This window comes from Nocardioides rubriscoriae (assembly GCF_008087085.1).
Lineage (GTDB): Bacteria > Actinomycetota > Actinomycetes > Propionibacteriales > Nocardioidaceae > Nocardioides > Nocardioides rubriscoriae.
Genome location: NZ_VIYJ01000002.1, coordinates 256,024 through 273,496, shown reverse-complemented (window position 1 = coordinate 273,496; position 17,473 = coordinate 256,024). Strand labels below are relative to the sequence as shown.

16 protein-coding genes are annotated in these 17,473 nt (G+C 73.6%); 4 read left to right on the top strand and 12 right to left on the bottom strand.

Annotation, left to right across the window (positions count from 1 at the left end; translation table 11 throughout):
* The first annotated feature begins 77 nt into the window (after positions 1 to 77).
* Positions 78 to 1,628: an ATP-dependent DNA ligase gene (locus FZC61_RS04630; RefSeq protein ID WP_148612973.1), complete on the top strand. Its 1,551-nt coding sequence runs from the start codon at positions 78 to 80 to the stop codon at positions 1,626 to 1,628.
* A 92-nt stretch (positions 1,629 to 1,720) separates the two neighbouring features.
* Positions 1,721 to 2,413 (top strand): TetR/AcrR family transcriptional regulator, encoded by a 693-nt coding sequence (locus FZC61_RS04625; protein WP_148612972.1) that lies wholly within the window; start codon positions 1,721 to 1,723, stop codon positions 2,411 to 2,413.
* Between the two features lie 84 nt (positions 2,414 to 2,497).
* Here the strand turns inward: FZC61_RS04625 and FZC61_RS04620 are convergent, their stop codons facing one another.
* Complete coding sequence (locus FZC61_RS04620) at positions 2,498 to 3,787, bottom strand: acetyl-CoA C-acetyltransferase (protein ID WP_148612971.1); 1,290 nt, start codon at positions 3,785 to 3,787, stop codon at positions 2,498 to 2,500.
* Positions 3,788 to 3,938: 151 nt separating this feature from the next.
* Between FZC61_RS04620 and FZC61_RS04615 the strand changes: the two genes are divergently transcribed.
* Both FZC61_RS04615 and FZC61_RS04610 read left to right on the top strand, forming a co-directional pair.
* Positions 3,939 to 5,297 (top strand): 3-oxoacyl-ACP reductase, encoded by a 1,359-nt coding sequence (locus FZC61_RS04615; RefSeq protein ID WP_148612970.1) that lies wholly within the window; start codon positions 3,939 to 3,941, stop codon positions 5,295 to 5,297.
* Positions 5,298 to 5,300: 3 nt separating this feature from the next.
* Positions 5,301 to 6,146 carry a MaoC/PaaZ C-terminal domain-containing protein gene (locus FZC61_RS04610; RefSeq protein ID WP_148612969.1) on the top strand — a complete coding sequence of 282 codons (846 nt, stop codon included), beginning with the start codon at positions 5,301 to 5,303 and terminating at the stop codon, positions 6,144 to 6,146.
* Between the two features lie 126 nt (positions 6,147 to 6,272).
* On the opposite strand, the gene FZC61_RS04605 is transcribed toward FZC61_RS04610, so the two are convergent.
* From FZC61_RS04605 to FZC61_RS04555, 11 genes are all read right to left on the bottom strand, one after another.
* Positions 6,273 to 7,130 (bottom strand): acyl-CoA thioesterase, encoded by an 858-nt coding sequence (locus FZC61_RS04605; protein ID WP_148612968.1) that lies wholly within the window; start codon positions 7,128 to 7,130, stop codon positions 6,273 to 6,275.
* Entirely contained in the window at positions 7,127 to 8,077 is a 951-nt protein-coding gene (locus FZC61_RS04600; RefSeq protein WP_211357090.1) for a proteasome assembly chaperone family protein, read from the bottom strand. Before FZC61_RS04600 ends, FZC61_RS04605 begins: the two co-directional genes overlap by 4 nt.
* A gap of 76 nt (positions 8,078 to 8,153) precedes the next feature.
* On the bottom strand, positions 8,154 to 9,551 hold the full coding sequence (locus FZC61_RS04595) for a basic secretory protein-like protein (protein ID WP_170285981.1): 1,398 nt from the start codon (positions 9,549 to 9,551) through the stop codon (positions 8,154 to 8,156).
* On the bottom strand, positions 9,535 to 11,439 hold the full coding sequence (dxs, locus tag FZC61_RS04590) for a 1-deoxy-D-xylulose-5-phosphate synthase (protein ID WP_148612966.1): 1,905 nt from the start codon (positions 11,437 to 11,439) through the stop codon (positions 9,535 to 9,537). The genes FZC61_RS04595 and dxs overlap by 17 nt, the downstream gene beginning before the upstream one ends.
* Positions 11,440 to 11,509: 70 nt before the next feature.
* Positions 11,510 to 12,451: an SMP-30/gluconolactonase/LRE family protein gene (locus FZC61_RS04585; protein WP_148612965.1), complete on the bottom strand. Its 942-nt coding sequence runs from the start codon at positions 12,449 to 12,451 to the stop codon at positions 11,510 to 11,512.
* Positions 12,448 to 13,314 carry an NUDIX domain-containing protein gene (locus tag FZC61_RS23610; RefSeq protein ID WP_246142524.1) on the bottom strand — a complete coding sequence of 289 codons (867 nt, stop codon included), beginning with the start codon at positions 13,312 to 13,314 and terminating at the stop codon, positions 12,448 to 12,450. Before FZC61_RS23610 ends, FZC61_RS04585 begins: the two co-directional genes overlap by 4 nt.
* Before the next feature lie 28 nt (positions 13,315 to 13,342).
* Positions 13,343 to 15,634, bottom strand: coding sequence for a DUF3376 domain-containing protein (locus tag FZC61_RS04575; protein WP_148612964.1), 2,292 nt, complete (start codon positions 15,632 to 15,634; stop codon positions 13,343 to 13,345).
* A 100-nt stretch (positions 15,635 to 15,734) separates the two neighbouring features.
* Complete coding sequence (locus tag FZC61_RS04570) at positions 15,735 to 16,106, bottom strand: hypothetical protein (protein ID WP_148612963.1); 372 nt, start codon at positions 16,104 to 16,106, stop codon at positions 15,735 to 15,737.
* A gap of 40 nt (positions 16,107 to 16,146) precedes the next feature.
* Complete coding sequence (locus FZC61_RS04565) at positions 16,147 to 16,554, bottom strand: YjbQ family protein (protein WP_211357089.1); 408 nt, start codon at positions 16,552 to 16,554, stop codon at positions 16,147 to 16,149.
* A 5-nt stretch (positions 16,555 to 16,559) separates the two neighbouring features.
* The gene (locus tag FZC61_RS04560) at positions 16,560 to 17,132 is read right to left on the bottom strand and encodes a thioredoxin-like domain-containing protein (RefSeq protein WP_148612962.1); all 573 of its coding nucleotides are present in this window, start codon (positions 17,130 to 17,132) and stop codon (positions 16,560 to 16,562) included.
* Positions 17,129 to 17,455, bottom strand: a complete 327-nt coding sequence (locus FZC61_RS04555) for a thiamine-binding protein (RefSeq protein WP_148612961.1) — start codon at positions 17,453 to 17,455, stop codon at positions 17,129 to 17,131. The genes FZC61_RS04560 and FZC61_RS04555 overlap by 4 nt, the downstream gene beginning before the upstream one ends.
* Positions 17,456 to 17,473 lie beyond the last annotated feature (18 nt).

The window sequence follows — 17,473 nt, the reverse complement described above, 5'->3', positions numbered from 1 at the left end:
GGCCAGGGGCCACGATCGGTGGCGTGCCGACTCAACGAGGGACCGTCGTCGGGGGTACGCCCGTGTTTGATACGACCATGTTGCTTTCCGATGTCGTGGCCACCTCCGCGACCCTGGCCGCGACCCGCTCCCGCAAGGAGAAGGTCGCCGCGATCGCCGACCTCCTGGGGCGGGCCGCCGCGTCCGAGCCGACGCAGACCGGGCTCGTCGAGGTGGTGGCCTCCTACGTCGGCGGTGCGCTGCGTCAGCGCCGTACCGGCGTCGGGTGGCGGGGCCTGTCGTCCCTGCCCGACCCCGCCCCCGAACCGACCCTGACGGTGACCGGGGTCGACGCGGCGTTCGACCACATCGCCGCCATCGCCGGCGCGGGGTCGCAGGCCGCGCGCGCCGACGCGGTGACGGCGCTGTTCGCCGCGGCCACCGCCGACGAGCAGCGCTGGCTGCGCGGCCTGGTCACCGGCGAGGTGCGCCAGGGCGCCCTCGACGCGCTCGTGCAGGAGGGCGTCGCCCTCGCGGCAGGCCTCCCCCTGGCGTCCGTGCGCCGCGCGGCGATGCTCGCCGGCTCGACCCTGGCGGTGGTGCGGGCGGCGTTCGTGGGCGGCGAGGAGGCGCTGGCCGCGTTCGGGCTCGAGGTGGGGCGACCGGTGCTGCCGATGCTGGCGTCCTCCGCCCCGACCGTGGCCGAGGCCCTGGTCAAGGTCGGCGGCGAGGGCGCGGTCGACACCAAGCTCGACGGCATCCGGGTGCAGGTGCACCGCTGGGCCGACCCCGAGGGCGACCAGGTGCTCGTGGTGACCCGCAGCCTCGACGACATCACCACCCGCCTGCCCGAGGTCGTCGAGGTGGCCCGGTCGCTGCCCGCGTCGTCGTTCGTGCTCGACGGCGAGGTGCTCGCGCTCGACGAGACCGGGCGGCCACGACCCTTCCAGGAGACGGCGTCACGCACCGCGATGGCCGAGTCGCTGCCCGGCGGGGTCCGGGTGACGCCGTTCTTCTTCGACCTGCTCCACGTCGACGGCCGCGACCTGCTCGACGCCCCCGGCGCCACCCGCGCCGCCGCGCTCGACGCGCTCGTGCCCGCCGAGTTCCGGGTGCCCCGGCTGGTCACCTCCGACGCCGCCAAGGCCGAGGCGTTCGTCGCCGACGTGCTCGCCGCGGGCCACGAGGGCGTCGTGGTGAAGGACCTCGCCGCGCCCTACGCCGCGGGCCGCCGCGGCGCGGCCTGGGTCAAGGTCAAGCCCGTCCACACCCTCGACCTGGTCGTGCTCGCCGTCGAGTGGGGGTCGGGCCGGCGTCAGGGGCTGCTGTCCAACATCCACCTCGGTGCGCGCGACCCCGAGCGGCCCGGTGAGTTCGTGATGCTCGGCAAGACCTTCAAGGGCATGACCGACGAGGTGCTCGCCTGGCAGACCGAGCGGTTCCTCGCGCTCGCCGACGGGCCGACCGACGGCTACGTCGTGAGGGTGCGTCCCGAGCAGGTCGTCGAGATCGCGGTCGACGGGCTGCAGCGCTCGACGCGCTACCCGGGCGGTGTGGCCCTGCGCTTCGCCCGCGTCGTGCGCTACCGCGACGACAAGTCGGCCGAGCAGGCCGACGACCTCACCGCGGTGCGTCAGCTCCTGCGTTAGCGCAAGCGCGACCCGCCGCTCCGGTCGAGCTGGCCGCGAGTTCTCGTCACAGTCGTGCAACTCGCAGTTGCAACTTCTCGTAGGATGCCGACGTGACCACTGCTGCACGCGCACCGGAGACCGACGGGCGCCGCCGCGCGGCCGCGTCCCGACGGCGGCTGCGCGAGGCCGAGATCATCGCCGCCACCCGCGCCGAGTTCGACCGCGAGGGCGTCGGCGAGATGCGGATCGAGGACATCGCCCGCGCCGTCGGCATCAACCGCGCGATCGTCTACCGGGTCTTCACCGGCAAGGAGGAGCTCTTCGCCCTCACGCTGGTCAGCTACCTCGACGAGATGCACGACGCGCTGGTCGAGGCGGCCGCCTCGACCACGGTCCCGGCCGACCGGCTGACCGCGATCGTGGGCGCCTTCGTCGACTACGGCGTGGCCCACCCGGCCTTCGTCGACTGCGCGCAGGCGCTGATGCGCCGCCGCGGCTCCGACCTGCTCGAGGAGATCACCGAGAGCGCGCTGTTCCGCCTGGGCCGCGCGATCTCGTCGTGCCTGGCCATCCTCACCACCGCCCTCGAGGACGGCGTCGCCTCGGGCGACTTCACCGTCACCGGCGACCCGACGCTGCTGGCCAACACGCTCTACGCCAGCGGCCTGGGCGCGCTGCAGCTGGCCCGCGTCGGCATCACCGTGACCGAGTCGACGCCCGGCGTGCCCGTGGTCGGCTCGATCACCGCCGCGCAGGTGCGCGAGCACCTCGTCGCCTCGGCGCTCGCGCTCGCCGGGCGCTGAGGCCGGTCCCAGCTCGCCCCACCACGACGACACCGGCCCGCCACCCGCGAGGGGTGACGGGCCGTCGTACGACGACGGTGAGGCTCAGGCGCGCTCGAGGATCGCGACGACACCCTGGCCGCCGGCCGCGCAGACCGAGATCACGCCACGGCCGGTGCCGCCCTCGGACTGGGCGAGCAGCTTGGCGAGCACGGGGATGATCCGACCGCCGGTGGCGGCGAAGGGGTGGCCCGCAGCCAGTGAGGAGCCCTTGACGTTGAGCTTGGAGCGGTCGATCGGGCCGAGGGGGGCGTCGAGGCCCAGGCGCTCCTTGCAGAACACCGGGTCCTCCCACGCCTTGAGCGTCGAGAGCACCTGCGAGGCGAACGCCTCGTGGATCTCGTAGAAGTCGAAGTCCTGCAGCGAGAGGTCCTCGCGCTCGAGCATCCGCGCCATCGCGTACGCCGGGGCCATCAGCAGGCCCTCGCCGCCGTGGACGTAGTCGACGGCCGCGGTCTCGTAGGCCGTGAGGTAGGCCAGCACGGGCAGGTCGTGTTCCTCGGCCCACTCCTCGGAGGCCAGCAGCACGACGGACGCACCGTCGGTCAGCGGCGTGGAGTTGGCGGCGGTCATCGTGGCGGCCTCGCCCTTGCCGAAGACCGGCTTGAGCTTGGCGAGCTTCTCGACGGTGGAGTCGCCGCGCAGGTTGGTGTCGCGCTCGACGCCGCGGAACGGGGTGACCTGGTCGTCGAGGAAGCCCTCGTCGTACGCCGCGGCGAGGTGCTGGTGGGAGGCGGCGGCGAGCTCGTCCTGCTCCTCGCGGCCGACCTGCCACTCCAGCGCCGTCAGTGCGGCGTGCTCGCCCATCGACAGGCGGGTGCGGGGCTCGCCGTTCTGGGGGATCTCCAAGCCGATGTCGCCGGGGCGGATCTGGCCCAGGGCGGTCAGGCGCGACTTGGTGTCGCGGGCCGCGTTGACCTTCATCAGCTTCTTGCGCAGCTTGTCGCTGATCGCGACCGGCGCGTCCGAGGTGGTGTCGGTGCCGCCGGCGATGCCGACCTCGATCTGGCCCAGGGCGATCTTGTTGGCGACCTGGATGGCGGCCTGCAGGCCGGTGCCACAGGCCTGCTGGATGTCGGTGGCCGGGGTCTCGGGCGACAGCTTGGAGCCGAGCACCGCCTCGCGGGTCAGGTTGAAGTCGCGCGCGTGCTTGAGCACCGCGCCGGCGACGACCTCGCCCAGGCGCTCGCCCTCGAGACCGAAGCGGGCCACGAGCCCGTCGATCGCGGCGGTGAGCATCTCCTGGTTGGACGCCTCGGAGTAGGGGCCGTTGGAGCGGGCGAACGGGATGCGGTTGCCACCGATGACGGCGACGCGGCGAGTCTTCTCGATCATGCGACCATACTGACCGGTAACCACGAGTGGTCCAAGCCACTGAGGGCCACGTCACCAAATGTGGACAGTGAGTTACACACCGGGTTACATGATCCCGACCTGCACCTGCTGCACCCCGCCGCACGCCGAAGAGAGCGAGAGCACCCCGCGCATGAGCGACAAGTACCAGGGCTTCACCAGCACCCCCGTCGGCAAGATCCTCGTCAAGAACCTGGGCCTGCCCAACCCGACCCCGCTGGAGCGGTGGACCGAGGGCGCCCCGCTCGTCGACGGCACCGTGCTGGTCGGCGGCCGCGGCCGCTTCGTGGAGTCGCTCCCGGGCCTGCTCGACACCCTCGGCATCGCCTCCACCGCGATCAAGCCCGACGAGGGCCGCCTCAAGGGCCTCGTCTTCGACGCCACAGGCCTCACCACGGCCGCCGAGCTCGTCGCCCTGCGCGACTTCTTCACCCCCGTGCTGCGCAGCCTCGAGGCGTGCGCCCGCGTCGTCGTCATCGGGACGCCGCCCGAGCAGGTCAAGGGCAGCGAGCGCGTCGCGCAGCGCGCCCTCGAGGGCTTCACCCGCAGCCTCGGCAAGGAGATCGGCAAGGGCAGCACCGTCCAGCTCGTCTACGTCGCCGACGGGGCCGAGGCCGCCGCCACCAGCACCCTGGCCTTCCTGCTCTCCCCCAAGTCGGCCTACGTCTCGGGCCAGGTCGTGCGCATCGGCGCCCACGCCGCCAAGGGCGCCACGGGTGCCGAGGTCGGCCAGGTCGCCGACCCGGCCCAGCCCCTGGCGGGCAAGGTCGCCCTGGTCACCGGCGCGAGCCGCGGCATCGGCGAGCAGATCGCCCGGGTGCTCCACCGCGACGGCGCGACCGTGCTGGGTGTCGACGTACCCCAGGCCGCGAGCGAGCTGCAGGCGCTGATGAAGGAGCTCGACGGTGACTGGCTCACCCTCGACATCACCGGCAAGGACGCCCCGCAGCGCATCGCCCACCACCTCAAGACCCAGCACGGCGGCGTCGACGTCGTCGTCCACAACGCCGGCATCACCCGCGACAAGAAGCTCGCCAACATGGACGAGGCCCGCTGGGAGTCGGTGATCGCGGTCAACCTGACCGCCCCCGAGCTGATCACCCGCGAGCTGCTCGACCAGGGCCTGGTCCACGACCACGGCTCGATCATCGGCGTCGCCTCGATCGCCGGCATCGCCGGCAACGTCGGCCAGACCAACTACGCCGCGTCCAAGGCCGGCGTCATCGGGTTCGTCGACTCGCTCGCCGACGAGCTCGGCGAGGCCGGCAACGGCATCACCATCAACGCCGTCGCACCCGGCTTCATCATCACCCAGATGACCGCCGCGGTGCCGTTCGCGACCCGCGAGGTCGGCCAGCGCCTCAACGCGATGGCCCAGGGCGGCCTGCCGGTCGACGTCGCCGAGACCATCGCCTGGTACGCCCACCCGGGCTCCAGCCTGGTCAACGGCAACGTCGTGCGCGTCTGCGGCCAGATGATGCTGGGCGCCTGAGTCATGTCCGCGATCCCCACCCTGCTGCGGGCCGCGCTGCCGTCGATCCCGGTCGTCAACCAGCTGCCCGGCGTCAAGAAGGCCCCCGTCGAGGGGTTCTCGGGGCTGACCCGCACCCGCCCGCCGGTCACCGTCGAGCGGGCCGCGGTCGACGCGTACGCCGCGGTCTGCGGCTTCCCGCGCAAGGACGTCGTCCCGCTGCCGTACCCGCACCTGCTGGTCTTCGACCTGCAGATGGCCATCATGAGCGACCAGGCCTTCCCCGAGCCCGCCATCGGCACGGTCCACCTCGAGAACTCGATCACCCAGCACCGCCCGATCGCCGTCGGCGAGACGCTCGACGTCGTCGCCCGGGTCGGCGCCCCGGTCCCCCACGCCAAGGGGCGGGTCTACGAGTTCGTCACCGAGGTCCGCTCCGGCGGCGAGGTCGTCTGGGAGGAGACCTCGGCCTACCTGCGCCGCGGTCGCGGTGCGGAGGGGGCGTCGTACGGCATGGCGCTGCCCGACGCGGCCCCCTCACCGCTGCGGTGGCCGCTGCCGGCCGACCTCGGTCGCCGCTACGCCGCCGTGTCCGGTGACGCCAACCCGATCCACCTCTACCCCGTGACCGCCAAGGCGCTGGGCTTCCCGCGCCAGATCGCCCACGGCATGTGGACCATGGCCCGCTGCGTCGCCGCGCTCGAGAACCGGCTGCCCGACGCCGTCCGGGTCGACGTCGCCTTCAAGAAGCCCGTGCTGCTGCCCGGCACCGTCGTCTTCGGGTCCACCCCGCTCGACGACGGCTTCGCCTTCGGCCTCACCAGCCCCAGCGGCAAGCCCCACCTCGCGGGCCGCACCACCGCCCTCTGACCACCCCGCCCTAGGTCGACCCGTCGCGTCTACGCGACGGGTCGACGTCGGTGGTGGGTCGACCCGTCGCGTCTACGCGACGGGTCGGCGTGGATCTCGATCGACCCGTCGCGTAGACGCGACGGGTCAGCGCGTGCGAGGGCGGATGAGGCCTTCCTGGGCGGCGGTGGCGACGAGGCTGCCGTCCTGGGTGAAGACGCGCCCGAAGGACAGGCCGCGGGCGCCGCGGGCCGAGGGCGACCACTGGTCGTAGAGCCACCACTCGTCGACGCGGAACGGCCGGTGGAACCACAGCGTGTGGTCGAGCGAGGCCATCTGCACCGAGCTGGGGTTGGTGTCGTGGGCGGCCAGGGAGGCGCCCAGGAGCGAGACGTCGCTGGCGTAGACGAACACCGCGAGGTGGTCGAGGGGGTCGTCGCCCATCTCGCCGAGGACCCTGATCCACATCCGGGCCTGCGACGGGTGGGCCGGGTCGGGCTCGAGGCCGTGGCGCGAGTTGCCCAGCCAGCGCACGTCGAGCGCGGCCCACTCCTTGCCGAGCGCGTCGGCGTCGGGGTTGCCGCCGCCGCGCATGAGCGAGACCAGGTCCATGCCCTCCTCGGGCGCCTTGACCTCGGGCATCGCGTCCTGGTGCTCGAAGCCGTCCTCGTCCTTCTGGAACGACAGCGTCTGGTAGTAGATCGGTCGCCCGTGCTGGCGGGCCATCACGCGTCGGGTGACGAAGGACCGGCCGTCGCGGATCCGCTCGACGTCGTAGATCACGGGGACCTGGTAGTCGCCGGGCAGCAGGAAGTAGGAGTGCAGCGAGTGCACGTGGAAGCCCTCGGGCACGGTGCGGGCGCCGGCGACCAGCGCCTGCGCGGCGACCTGCCCGCCGTAGACGCGCTGGCGCGTCGACTCGGGCTGCTTGCCGCGGAACAGGTCGACGTCGAGGTACTCGAGGTCGAGGAGCGAGATCAGCTCCTGGGCCGGGTCGGTGGTCATGACTCGTCCTCCGGGTGGTCGGTCGGGTCGGTGGGGTCGGGGCCCTCGAGGCCTGCGAGGAACTGCTCGAACTGACGTCCGATCTCCTCGCCGGTCGGGATCGGCTGGTCGTCGGCGAGCAGGTTGGCGCCGGCCGCCTCGGCCTCGGCGAAGGAGTCGTACTGCCGCTCGAGGGACGCCACGACCTCGCCGACCTCCTGGTTGGCGGCGAGGTAGCGGGCGATCTCGCCCTCGCGGTCGTCGGCGGCGGCGCGCAGGTCCGTGAGGTCGACGGTCAGCCGGCCCGAGCGCTCGACGTGCTCGAGCAGCATCACCGAGGCGCGCGGGTAGTCGAGCTGGGCGAGGTAGTGCGGGATGTGGGCGACGAACCCCAGGGCGTCGCGGCCCCACTCGCCCAGGCGCATCTCGAGCAGCGCCTGGGCGCTGCTCGGCACCCGCAGCTCGCCCTGCCAGGGGTTGGTGGCGGTGATCAGCGACGGGTCGTTGGCGTGGTGGGTGATCGCGATCGGGCGAGTGTGGGGCACCGCCATCGGCACCGAGCCCATGCTCACGACCAGCGTGACGCCCAGGCGCTCGACGACCTCGCGCACCGCGCGGCAGAAGGCCTCCCAGCGGTTGTCGGGCTCGGGGCCCTGCAGCAGGAGGTACGGCGTGCCGCCGGTGTCGCGCAGCAGGCGCACCACCAGCCGCGGGGCGTCGTAGGCCTCGTAGTGGTCGCGCAGGAACGTCACTGCAGGACGGCGGGCGCGGTAGTCGTGGAACTGGTCGACGTCGAAGGTCGCCACCACCGACCCACCGTCGTCGAGCCCCGCGAGGTGCTGGGCGGCGATCGCCGCCGAGCTGCCGGCGTCGAGGAAGCCGTCGAGGGCCACGACCATGGTGAGCGAGTCGAGCCCCTCGAGCGCCGGCACCTCGTCGAGGATGTGGACCAACCGCTCTGCGCTCACCCGACCACCTTAGTGATGCGCCGGCCCGCGGGGGCGGGTGGCACGAGACCGACGTGACGCAGGCGACTCCGCGCGGTCACCCCTCGTCGGTGGCGTCGCTGCTCGGCGTGCTCGGGACCTGGTTCGGGGCGGGCGTCGGGGCGGCGTACGTCGACGCCATCAGCGCGGCGCCACGACGGGCCAGCTGGTCGACCGACAGGCCCAGCAGGTCACGCACGACGTCGCGCGGGTCGTCGCCCGCGCGCGTGGCGAAGGTGTCGAGCACGGTCCAGGGGGCGTCGGGGCCGTAGGTCTGCGCGAGCCACTCGCAGACCCACCAGGCCAGGGCGTAGTGGACGGCTGCGTCGTCGTCGTTGAAGGACGCGTCGGACGGCATCTCGTCGATGTCGGCCGCCGCGGCCAGGGCGCGGTCGGGGACGTCGCGGCGGTCGGGCGGCAGGGCCTGCACCGAGACCCACTCGGCGAGGCCCTCGCGCAGCCAGACCGGGGCGGCGTCGTCGTGCTCGGCGAGCGCGACGTGGACGAGCTCGTGGCGCACCAGGCGGTCGACCTCGGGGTCGACGCGGCGCGCGGAGACCGCTGGGAGCAGGTCGGGGCTGAGGGCGAAGCGGGTGGAGGCGATCGTGCCGTCGTCTCGGCCCGGCACGGTGAAGGCGACGCCGTCGAGCGCCTCGGGGTCGCCGCCGGGCAGGTCGTCGAAGCCGGCGAGGAACCGCGGGTCGGACAGGACGTAGACGACGGCCCGCGAGCCCCACTCGGAGTAGGGCACCCGCGCCGCGACGTCGGTGACCCCGCGCTCGACCGACGCCACGATGCCGGCGGCCTCGCGGCGGTCGGCGGTGTCGAAGACCCCCAGCACGCCGAGGCCCTCGCGCACCCGGACGGGCTCGGTGTCCCACGGCTGCTGCACGCCGAGGTGGGCGGCCTCCCAGCGCGTGTCGGTCGTCGAGCTGATCCGGTACGACGTGGCGCCGGCGGGCACGAAGCGGAAGCGGTCGATCGTGCGGACCGGCGTTACGTCGTACGGCGTGAGCTGCAGGGTCACCTCGACGACGGCGGAATAGGCGTCACCGGTGCGCACCAGGCTGGACGGGACCAGGCGGTAGGAGAACACCGACACCGGCAGCTGCGCGAGGTTGTCGAAGTAGCCGCCCTCGGTGACGCGCAGGCCGGGCGAGCGGGTCAGGCCGCGCAGGAAGGCGGCGCGGTCACCGGCGAGGACGGCGGCGGCACGCGTGTCGAGGACCCGTTGCAGGTCGCCGCTGAGGTCGAGGCTGACCCGCGGCAGCGCGGGCGCGTCCGTCGGGGCGGTGGCGGTGCCGGGGGGCGCGCCCGGGGACGAGCCCGGCGCTGCGGCCGGGGAACGGCCCGGAGCGTCGGCGGGGGCCGGTGACGACCCGGGGCCCCCGCAGCCGCCGAGCACCAGGCTGAGGGTGAGGCCGAGGGCGAGGACGCCGCTAGGGCGCGTCGACACGGTCGACCGGGACGCCACCGTCGGCGAGGGCGGTGATGTCCTCGACGATGCCGCGGGCCAGGGCCTGGGGCGTCAGGCCGATCCGCTCGAGGATGGCGGCCCGCTTGGCGTGGTCGAGGAACTCCTGCGGGATGCCGTGCAGCCGGAAGGGCGTGGTGACGCCGGCCTCGTTGAGGGTCTGCAGCAGCACCGCGCCGCAGCCGCCGACGCGGCCGTTGTCCTCGATGCTGACGACGAGCTGGTGCTGGCGGGCGAGCTCGACGATCGCGGGGTCGACGGGCTTGACCCAGCGCGGGTCGACGACGGTCACCCCGATGCCCTGGTCGACCAGCCGCGCGGCGACGTCGACGGCGACCGTGGCCATCGACCCGACCGCGACCACCAGCACGTCGAGGGCGCCCTGGCGGACCAGGACGTCGGCCCCCCCGGCCTTGTCGATCGCCGGGACGTCGGCCGGCGGCGGGCCCTTGGGGAACCGGACGACGGTCGGGGCGTCGGCGACCTCGACGGCCTCGTCCATCAGCTCGCGCAGCCGGGTGGCGTCACGCGGCGCGGCGATCCGGAGCCCGGGCACGACCTGCAGCACCGACATGTCCCACATGCCGTTGTGGCTGGCGCCGTCGTCGCCGGTGACGCCCGAGCGGTCGAGCACGAAGGTGACCCCGCAGCGGTGCAGGGCGACGTCCATCAGCACCTGGTCGAAGGCGCGGTTGAGGAACGTCGCGTAGACGGCGACGACGGGGTGCAGCCCGCCGAGCGCGAGACCGGCGGCCGAGGTCGCGGCGTGCTGCTCGGCGATGCCGACGTCGAAGGTGCGCTCGGGGTAGGCGGCGGCGAACTTGTGGAGCCCGACGGGGTGCATCATCGCGGCCGTGATGGCCACGACGTCCTTGCGGCGCGCGCCCAGCTCCACCATGTGGTCGGCGAAGTGGTCGGTCCAGATCGTGCCCTTGGGGATCTCGTCGCCGCTGTCGACGTCGAAGGGACCCGGGGAGTGGAACTGGTCGGCCTCGTGACGCTCGGCGGCGTCGTAGCCGAAGCCCTTGTGGGTGATGGCGTGCACGATCACGGGGCCGCCGAACCGCTTGGCCTTGGTCAGCGCCTGCTCCATGGCGACGCGGTCGTGGCCGTCGACGGGCCCGACGTATTTCAGGCCGAGGTCCTCGAAGAGGCCCTGCGGGGCCAGGGCGTCCTTGAGCCCCTTCTTCATCGCGTGCAGCGCGTCGTAGGCCGCGGGTCCGACGCCCTTGACCGAGGTGAGCCGCTTCTTGACCAGGTCGAGGACCTGCTCGTAGCGCGGGTTGGTGCGCAGCGTGGTGAGCGCCGTGGCCAGGCCGCCGATGGTGGGGGTGTAGGAGCGGCCGTTGTCGTTGACGACGATGACCAAGCGGCTGTCGTGGGCGACCGCGATGTTGTTGAGCGCCTCCCAGGCCATGCCCCCGGTGAGCGCGCCGTCGCCGATCACGGCCACGACGTGGCGGTCCTCGCCCCGGATGCGGTAGGCCTTGGCCAGGCCGTCGGCATAGCTCAGTGCCGTGGAGGCGTGGGAGTTCTCGACGATGTCGTGGGGCGACTCGGCCTGGCTGGGATAGCCCGAGAGCCCGCCCTCGGTGCGCAGGGTGGCGAAGTCGCCGGACCGGCCCGTGAGCATCTTGTGGACGTAGGCCTGGTGGCCGGTGTCGAAGACGACACGGTCGCGCGGGGAGTCGAAGACCCGGTGGATCGCCATCGTCAGCTCGACGACGCCGAGGTTGGGACCGAGGTGACCACCGACGCGCGAGCAGCTCACGACGAGCAGGTCGCGGATCTCGCTGGCGAGGCTCGTGAGCTGGTCGTCGTCGAGACGACGCAGGTCGCGCGGTCCGGTGATCGACTCCAGCAGGCTCATGTCGGGGAGTTTACGGTGTCGCGGCCCCCGGACCCCTCACCCGCGGTGGCCGTCGGGGACGTCTGACGCGTCACAGGTCGACGACCGCGACCGCCGCCTCGTGCAGGCTGCCCATCCAGACCCGGCCCTCGTGCTCCCGGACGCCGGTGACCATGTGGTAGGCGGTCTGCTGCTGCGTCGGGTCGATGTCGATGTCGTGGACCAGGCGGCCCTCGTCGTCGTAGGCCTGCACGCGCACGGTCCGCGCGGGCTGCGGCTGGAGCCGCTCGGGCAGCCGGGTCGCGATCTTGCGCAGCGCCATCGGACCGGTCTGGAGCCGCTCGACCAGCGGGTCGCGGGGGCTGGCGAGGGTGACCCAGATCAGGCCGTCGCTGCCGCGGGCGATGTTGTCGGGGTAGCCGGGCAGGTCGGAGCACAGCAGGTCGCGCATGCCGGCACGGTTGCCGGTGAGCCAGCGGCGCACGACGGTGCGGCCGCCTGTCTCGGCGACGCATACGAAGTCCTCGGCTCGCGACAGGGCGACCCCGTTGGCGAAGGCGAGCCCGTCGATCACCACGCTCACGGTCCCGTCGGGGTCGAGCCGGCAGAGCCGACCGGTGCGGGTGTGCTGGACGAAGTCGTCCTTCCACCGGTCGAGGCCGAACTTGGTCGAGGAGTCCGAGAACCACACGGTGCCGTCGGAGGCGATGGCGGCGTTGTTGCAGAACTTCATGGCGGTGCCGTCGATCTCCCCGGTGACCGCCTCGACCGCACCGCTGCGGGTGTCGACGCGCAGCAGCCCGCGGCGGGCGTCGCAGACCAGCAGCCGTCCGTCGAGGTCGATCTCGAGCCCGAGCGGTCGGCCCTGGGTGCGCGCGACGAGGTCGACCCTGCTCCCGTCGTGGCTGACCCGGAAGACCGAGCCGTCCTCGGTGCCGGTGAAGACCGCGCCCTCGTCGGGCCCCGACAGCCCGACGACGACGTCCTCGGCTCCGTGGGCGGGGACGGCGTGGACGTCGAGGGTGCGGGTCATCGGATCAGCTCCTGGTAGAGGTCGGACTCGAGCAAGGCGGGCAGCACGAGGGCGGTCGCGCGCGCCATCGGGAGGGAGGCGGCGGTGACGGGGTCGACGAACACCATCTGGCGCCCCTCGTGGCACTCCACCTGGGCGTCGACGAGGTGCGTGGCGGCGGCCCAGACCTCGAAGTCGGCGGCGGGCCCCTGGGCGGAACGGTCGATCGCGAACGCCCCGACGAGGTGCAGGTCGTCCGCGTCGACGGCGACGCCGGTCTCCTCGGCCAGCTCGCGACGGGCGGCGTCGGCGTACGACTCCCCCGGCTCGAGACCGCCGCCGGGGAGCGACCACGCCTCGGGGGCGACCGGTGCGTGCTCGTCGCGTTCCTGCAGCAGGATCCAGCCGCGCCGGTCGACCAGGGCGACGCAGGAGTAGCGGGTGCGACCGTGGGCGGCCCAGCGCAGCTCGCGGTGCGCGTCGGTGTCGAGCAGCCCCGGCAGCGCCTGGGCGGCCGAGTGCGTCAGCGGCAGGTCGCCGATCGTCGCGGGGTCGACGAAGACGATGCGTCGACCCTCGTGGCACACGACGTCGGCGTCGGTCAGGTCGACGCCGGCGACGTAGACGTCGACGGGATCGGTGGTGCCGTGGTGCTCGTGGAAGACGTGCAGCGTGGTGTGGTGGCGCAGGGTGCCGGGCGGCAGGTCGAGGCCGGTCTCCTCGCGCAGCTCGCGGTAGGCCGCGGCCTCGGGCGACTCGCCGTCCTCGACGTGGCCACCGCTCATGCCCCAGCACTCGGGGTCGATCGGGGCGTGCTCGTCGCGCTCCTGCAGCAGCACCCACCCGCGGCGGTCGACGAGGACCACGCAGGCGAACGACGGCATCGGGCCAGCGTAGTGGTGGGGGTGCTGCCTACCGGTGCTCACCGCCGTCGACGGCGCTGCGGATCCTGGAACGCACCCACACCCGGATCGCCAGGGTCGCGACCCGGACGCCGAACGCCTTGGCCCGGGTGACCAGCCCGGCGGTGTCGGGCAGCGTCGGGTCGTGCGACGTGGCGGCCTCGAGCACGACGCCGACCGACGGGATCTCGCCGAGCACCTCGGGCACGGTGTCGGCGAGCAGCCAGATCGCGTCGGCCTCGCCGTGGGGATCGTGGTGGGCGAGGTCGTCGAAGAGCTCGGCGGGCGTCTTGTCGTAGGCCTTCTGCGCCCCGGCCGCGAGCTCGGCGGGGCTGGTGCCGTCGGCCGCGAGGATGGCGGCCGCCAGGGCCTGGCACAGGGGGTCGTCGCGGAAGCCGGGCCCGACGAGGTACTCGCACAGCGCGCTCGCGCCGTCGAGGCGGCCCCACAGCCAGTCGTGGGCGCGTCCCTCCGAGGAGCCGAACGCCCCGAAGTGGTTCCAGCGCTGGCCGTAGAGCTTGCGGGCCGGCCACTCGCCGCGACCGGTCACGTCGGTGGGCACCAGGGCGTGCGCCGCGGGCGTGACCTGGCGGTAGCGGAACGCCGGCCGGTCGCCGGTGTCGGGCGCCAGGGCGGTGCCCGCGACCTCGACGTCGAGGGCGAACTGGGCCAGCTCGGCGCCGGTGGTGAGGCCCGGGAAGCAGGCCGCGACGGCGTCGGTGACCGCGACCACGAGGGCCGCGACCTCGGGCCCGCTGTCGAGGGCGGCCAGGGCCGCGGCGACGACCTCGAGGCGGGCGCGCGGGGTCAGGTCGGGAGTGACCACGACCTCGATCCGGTGGTCCTCGACCCGGCGCAGGGTGCGCACCCGGCGCTGCGCGTGGTCGACGGCGGCGAAGGCCGGGCGGAGGTCGGTCTTGAGGGCCGGGCTCGCGCTGCACGAGACCAGGGCCCGGCCCCACCAGCGCAGGACCCGGCCGGCCGCCGGCAGTCCCCACGCCCAGTCGGCGGGGTCGTGCAGCCCGTCGAGGGGTACGCCGGGCGGGTCGGCGCCGGCGAGCTCGAGCGGCGGGGGCGGCACCAGGTGCGGCACCCGGCCGATCGCGGTGAGCCAGCGCTCGACCTCCTCGAGCCGCCGGGTCCGGTAGACGCCGAACAGCGCGTCGGCCGCAGCCCGGGCCGGCACGGTCCCGAACGGCGTCGGGACGCCGCCCGCCAGGTCGACGAGCAGGTCGGACATCAGGCGGTGCGGGCTGGAGCGCACGAACCCGGCACGGGTGAACGACTCCTCCAGGGTGGCCAGGTCTTCGCGCTGGTCGGGCTCGCGGACCGCCCCGACCACCGCCCCCATCACGGTGGCGACGTCGGGGGCGCCCCCGTCGGTCAGCGGGTCGGCGGCCGCCTCGACCCCGGGGGTCAGGTAGAGGACGACGCGGTCGAAGGGGCGGCTCACGCTGCGGTCGCGCAGCGACTCGAGCAGGGGCTCGAAGGGCGCGTTGTCGAGCACGCCACCGTCGATGAGCCAGGTCTGGGGGTCGTCGTCGCGTCGGTCGCGGCGGCGCTTGCTCAGCTCGTCGGTCTCCCAGACCGGGGTGAAGGCCACCGGGAAGCTCGCCGAGGCTCGCGCGGCGGCCGCGATCGCGGAGGTGCCGGCGGGGTCGGTGACGGCGAAGTCGTCGCGCTCGGGCTGTCCCTGGGCGTCGTGGAGCCGGCTGAACTGGTAGACGCGGCGGCTGTCGACGGCGTGGGCGTCGAGCTCGCCCTCGAGCACGTAGCGGCGCGCCTGCGGCTTGAGCGCGGTCGCGGTGACCAGCAGGGTGCACTCGGCCGGGTCCAGGTCGTGGCGCGGGGTGATGGCGTCGACGACCCGGTCGACCTGCCGGGCGAAGAACTCGCCGTCGAGCACCGACGGGGCACCGCGCGGGTCCGCGCGCAGCAGCTTGCCGCGCTTGAGCGAGGCGATCTGCGACCAGGTGCCCTTGAGGGTCTGCAGGTCGGCCCCGCGCGCGATGGCGGTGGCCAGCAGGGTGCCGTTGAGCCCGCCGGCGCTGGTGCCGGCGACCGCGTCGATGACCACCGAGCGCCCCGTGGCGTGCAGGATCGCGCGCCACGCCTCGTGGACGGCGGTCTCGGCCGGGTCGTCGGGCCCGGGGCCGCGGGCCAGCCGCACGCGGTTGAGCTCGTGGACGACCCCGCTCATCCAGATCGCGAGGCTGACACCGCCGTTGAGGACCAGGGCGAACCGGGTCTCGTGGGGCTCAGAGGGCCCGGTGACGCCGGGGGCGACGGGGTCGACGTTCATCCCTCCATCGTGCGCCGCTCGCGCGGCATCGGCATAGCCCCATCGGGCCCCCGTGTGACCGCCTTGGGGCCCTGCCGTGACAGGACATGCCACCACCGGGTCACAGCCGTGCGCGGTAGCGGGTGCCCCGGAGGGCGTCCTCGACCAGGCCGACCTCGCGGCGCACGGCGGACAGGCGGGCGTCCTCGCGCAGCCAGGTCTCGACGGCCTCGTCGACGACGTCGGGCGGGGCGAGGTCGCGCAGCTCGGCGCGGGCCTCGCTGAGCCCGCGGTGGCAGGCGGCCTGCATCGCCTCGACGTGGAGCAGCGCGAAGCGCGCGAGGACCACGACGTGGCGACGCAGCGTGGGGTAGGTCCGGAACTCCGGCGGGCTCAGGTCGAGCAGCCACGCCTCGGCGGTGAGCTCCCACCGGGGTGCGTCGGGAGGACGGACCGCGGCAGGCCATCCGGGCGGGACCACGAGGCTCGGCATCCCCTGATGCTATCGAACAGATGTTCGATCAGGCCAGCCCTCATGCGAGCAGGCTGAACCGCACCTCGCGCACGTCGTTGTCGACGTTGAGGTCGACCAGGCAGATGCTCTGCCAGGTGCCGAGCGCCAGGCGCCGGCCGAGCACCGGCACGGTCGCGTGCGGCGGCACGATCGCCGGCATCACGTGGGAGCGGCCGTGGCCGGGGCTGCCGTGGCGGTGGCGCCAACGGTCGTCGGCGGGCAGCAGGTCGCCGAGCGCGGCGAGCAGGTCGTCGTCGGAGCCGGCCCCGGTCTCGATGACCGCGATGCCGCAGGTCGCGTGCGGGACGAACACCTGGAGCAGTCCGTCGACCTCGTCGCCCGCGCTGACGAACGACGCCGCGTCGGCGGTCAGGTCGACCACGCGCTCACGGTCGCCGGTCCGGTAGGTGCGGGTCTCGGAGCGCACCGGGCTCAGAGCCCGTACTGCTGGGCGATCTGGGCGGCCTCGGCCGCGTCGACGCCGCCTGTGCAGGTCACCAGGCCCGACTCGGGGGCGATGGGGTTGTTCTCGTAGGTGTCGACGAACGTCCTCAGGCGCGGGTCGTCGACGCCGTCGAGCGCGACCTGCCGCTCCCACGAGGTCACGACCACCGGCGCGTCGAGCCCGGCGTACGGCGTCATGATGCCGTTGTCGGGGACCTGGTCGGCCAGCGCGGCGACCTGGGCGTCGTCGAGGGCGTCGGGGTCGTAGGCGATCCAGATGCCGCCGTGCTCGATGTTGTGGACGGCCAGCTCGTCGGCGACCTGGGTGTCGTAGACGCCGCAGTCCATCCAGGCGGCGAAGTGGTCGCCCCCGGCGGGCGGGGTGTGGTCGTAGGCGACGTTGCCCTCGACGTGGGTGTTGGTGAGGCCGGAGAAGGTCTGCAGCCCCTCGATCTGGGCCTCCGGCCCCGCCTTGTCGTCGCGCAGGAACGTCGTGAGCGCCACGACCACGATCAGGACCGCGACCACGCCGACGATGCTCAGCACTGCCCGTCGGTTCACGCGCCGCCCTCCGTGGCCTCGGGGCTCGCGGTGATCGCCTGCTCGAGCCGGTCGAGCTTGGCGGTCATCTCACCGGTGCGCCCGGGGCGGATGTCGGCCTTGAGCACGAGCCCGACGCGCGGCGACACCGCCGCGACGACGTCGACGGCGCGCTTGACCACGGCCATGACCTCGTCCCACTCGCCCTCGATGTTGGTGAACATCGCGTTGGTCTCGTGGGGCAGGCCGGACTCGCGGACGACGCGCACGGCGGCGGCCACGGCGTCGGCCACTCCCCCGTCGGCGTCCCCGGACGTGGGGCTGATGCTGAAGGCGACGATCATGGGACCACGCTACCGAGG

What these genes read in the sequence shown, in the direction of transcription:
- FZC61_RS04630 (WP_148612973.1), top strand. Translation starts at nt 78, where the DNA reads ATGTTGCTTTCCGATGTCGTGGCCACCTCCGCGACCCTGGCCGCGACC.
- FZC61_RS04620 (WP_148612971.1), bottom strand. Translation starts at nt 3,787, where the DNA reads ATGATCGAGAAGACTCGCCGCGTCGCCGTCATCGGTGGCAACCGCATC.
- FZC61_RS04615 (WP_148612970.1), top strand. Translation starts at nt 3,939, where the DNA reads ATGAGCGACAAGTACCAGGGCTTCACCAGCACCCCCGTCGGCAAGATC.
- FZC61_RS04610 (WP_148612969.1), top strand. Translation starts at nt 5,301, where the DNA reads ATGTCCGCGATCCCCACCCTGCTGCGGGCCGCGCTGCCGTCGATCCCG.
- FZC61_RS04605 (WP_148612968.1), bottom strand. Translation starts at nt 7,130, where the DNA reads ATGACCACCGACCCGGCCCAGGAGCTGATCTCGCTCCTCGACCTCGAG.
- dxs (WP_148612966.1), bottom strand. Translation starts at nt 11,439, where the DNA reads ATGAGCCTGCTGGAGTCGATCACCGGACCGCGCGACCTGCGTCGTCTC.
- FZC61_RS04585 (WP_148612965.1), bottom strand. Translation starts at nt 12,451, where the DNA reads ATGACCCGCACCCTCGACGTCCACGCCGTCCCCGCCCACGGAGCCGAG.
- FZC61_RS23610 (WP_246142524.1), bottom strand. Translation starts at nt 13,314, where the DNA reads ATGCCGTCGTTCGCCTGCGTGGTCCTCGTCGACCGCCGCGGGTGGGTG.
- FZC61_RS04575 (WP_148612964.1), bottom strand. Translation starts at nt 15,634, where the DNA reads ATGAACGTCGACCCCGTCGCCCCCGGCGTCACCGGGCCCTCTGAGCCC.
- FZC61_RS04570 (WP_148612963.1), bottom strand. Translation starts at nt 16,106, where the DNA reads ATGCCGAGCCTCGTGGTCCCGCCCGGATGGCCTGCCGCGGTCCGTCCT.
- FZC61_RS04555 (WP_148612961.1), bottom strand. Translation starts at nt 17,455, where the DNA reads ATGATCGTCGCCTTCAGCATCAGCCCCACGTCCGGGGACGCCGACGGG.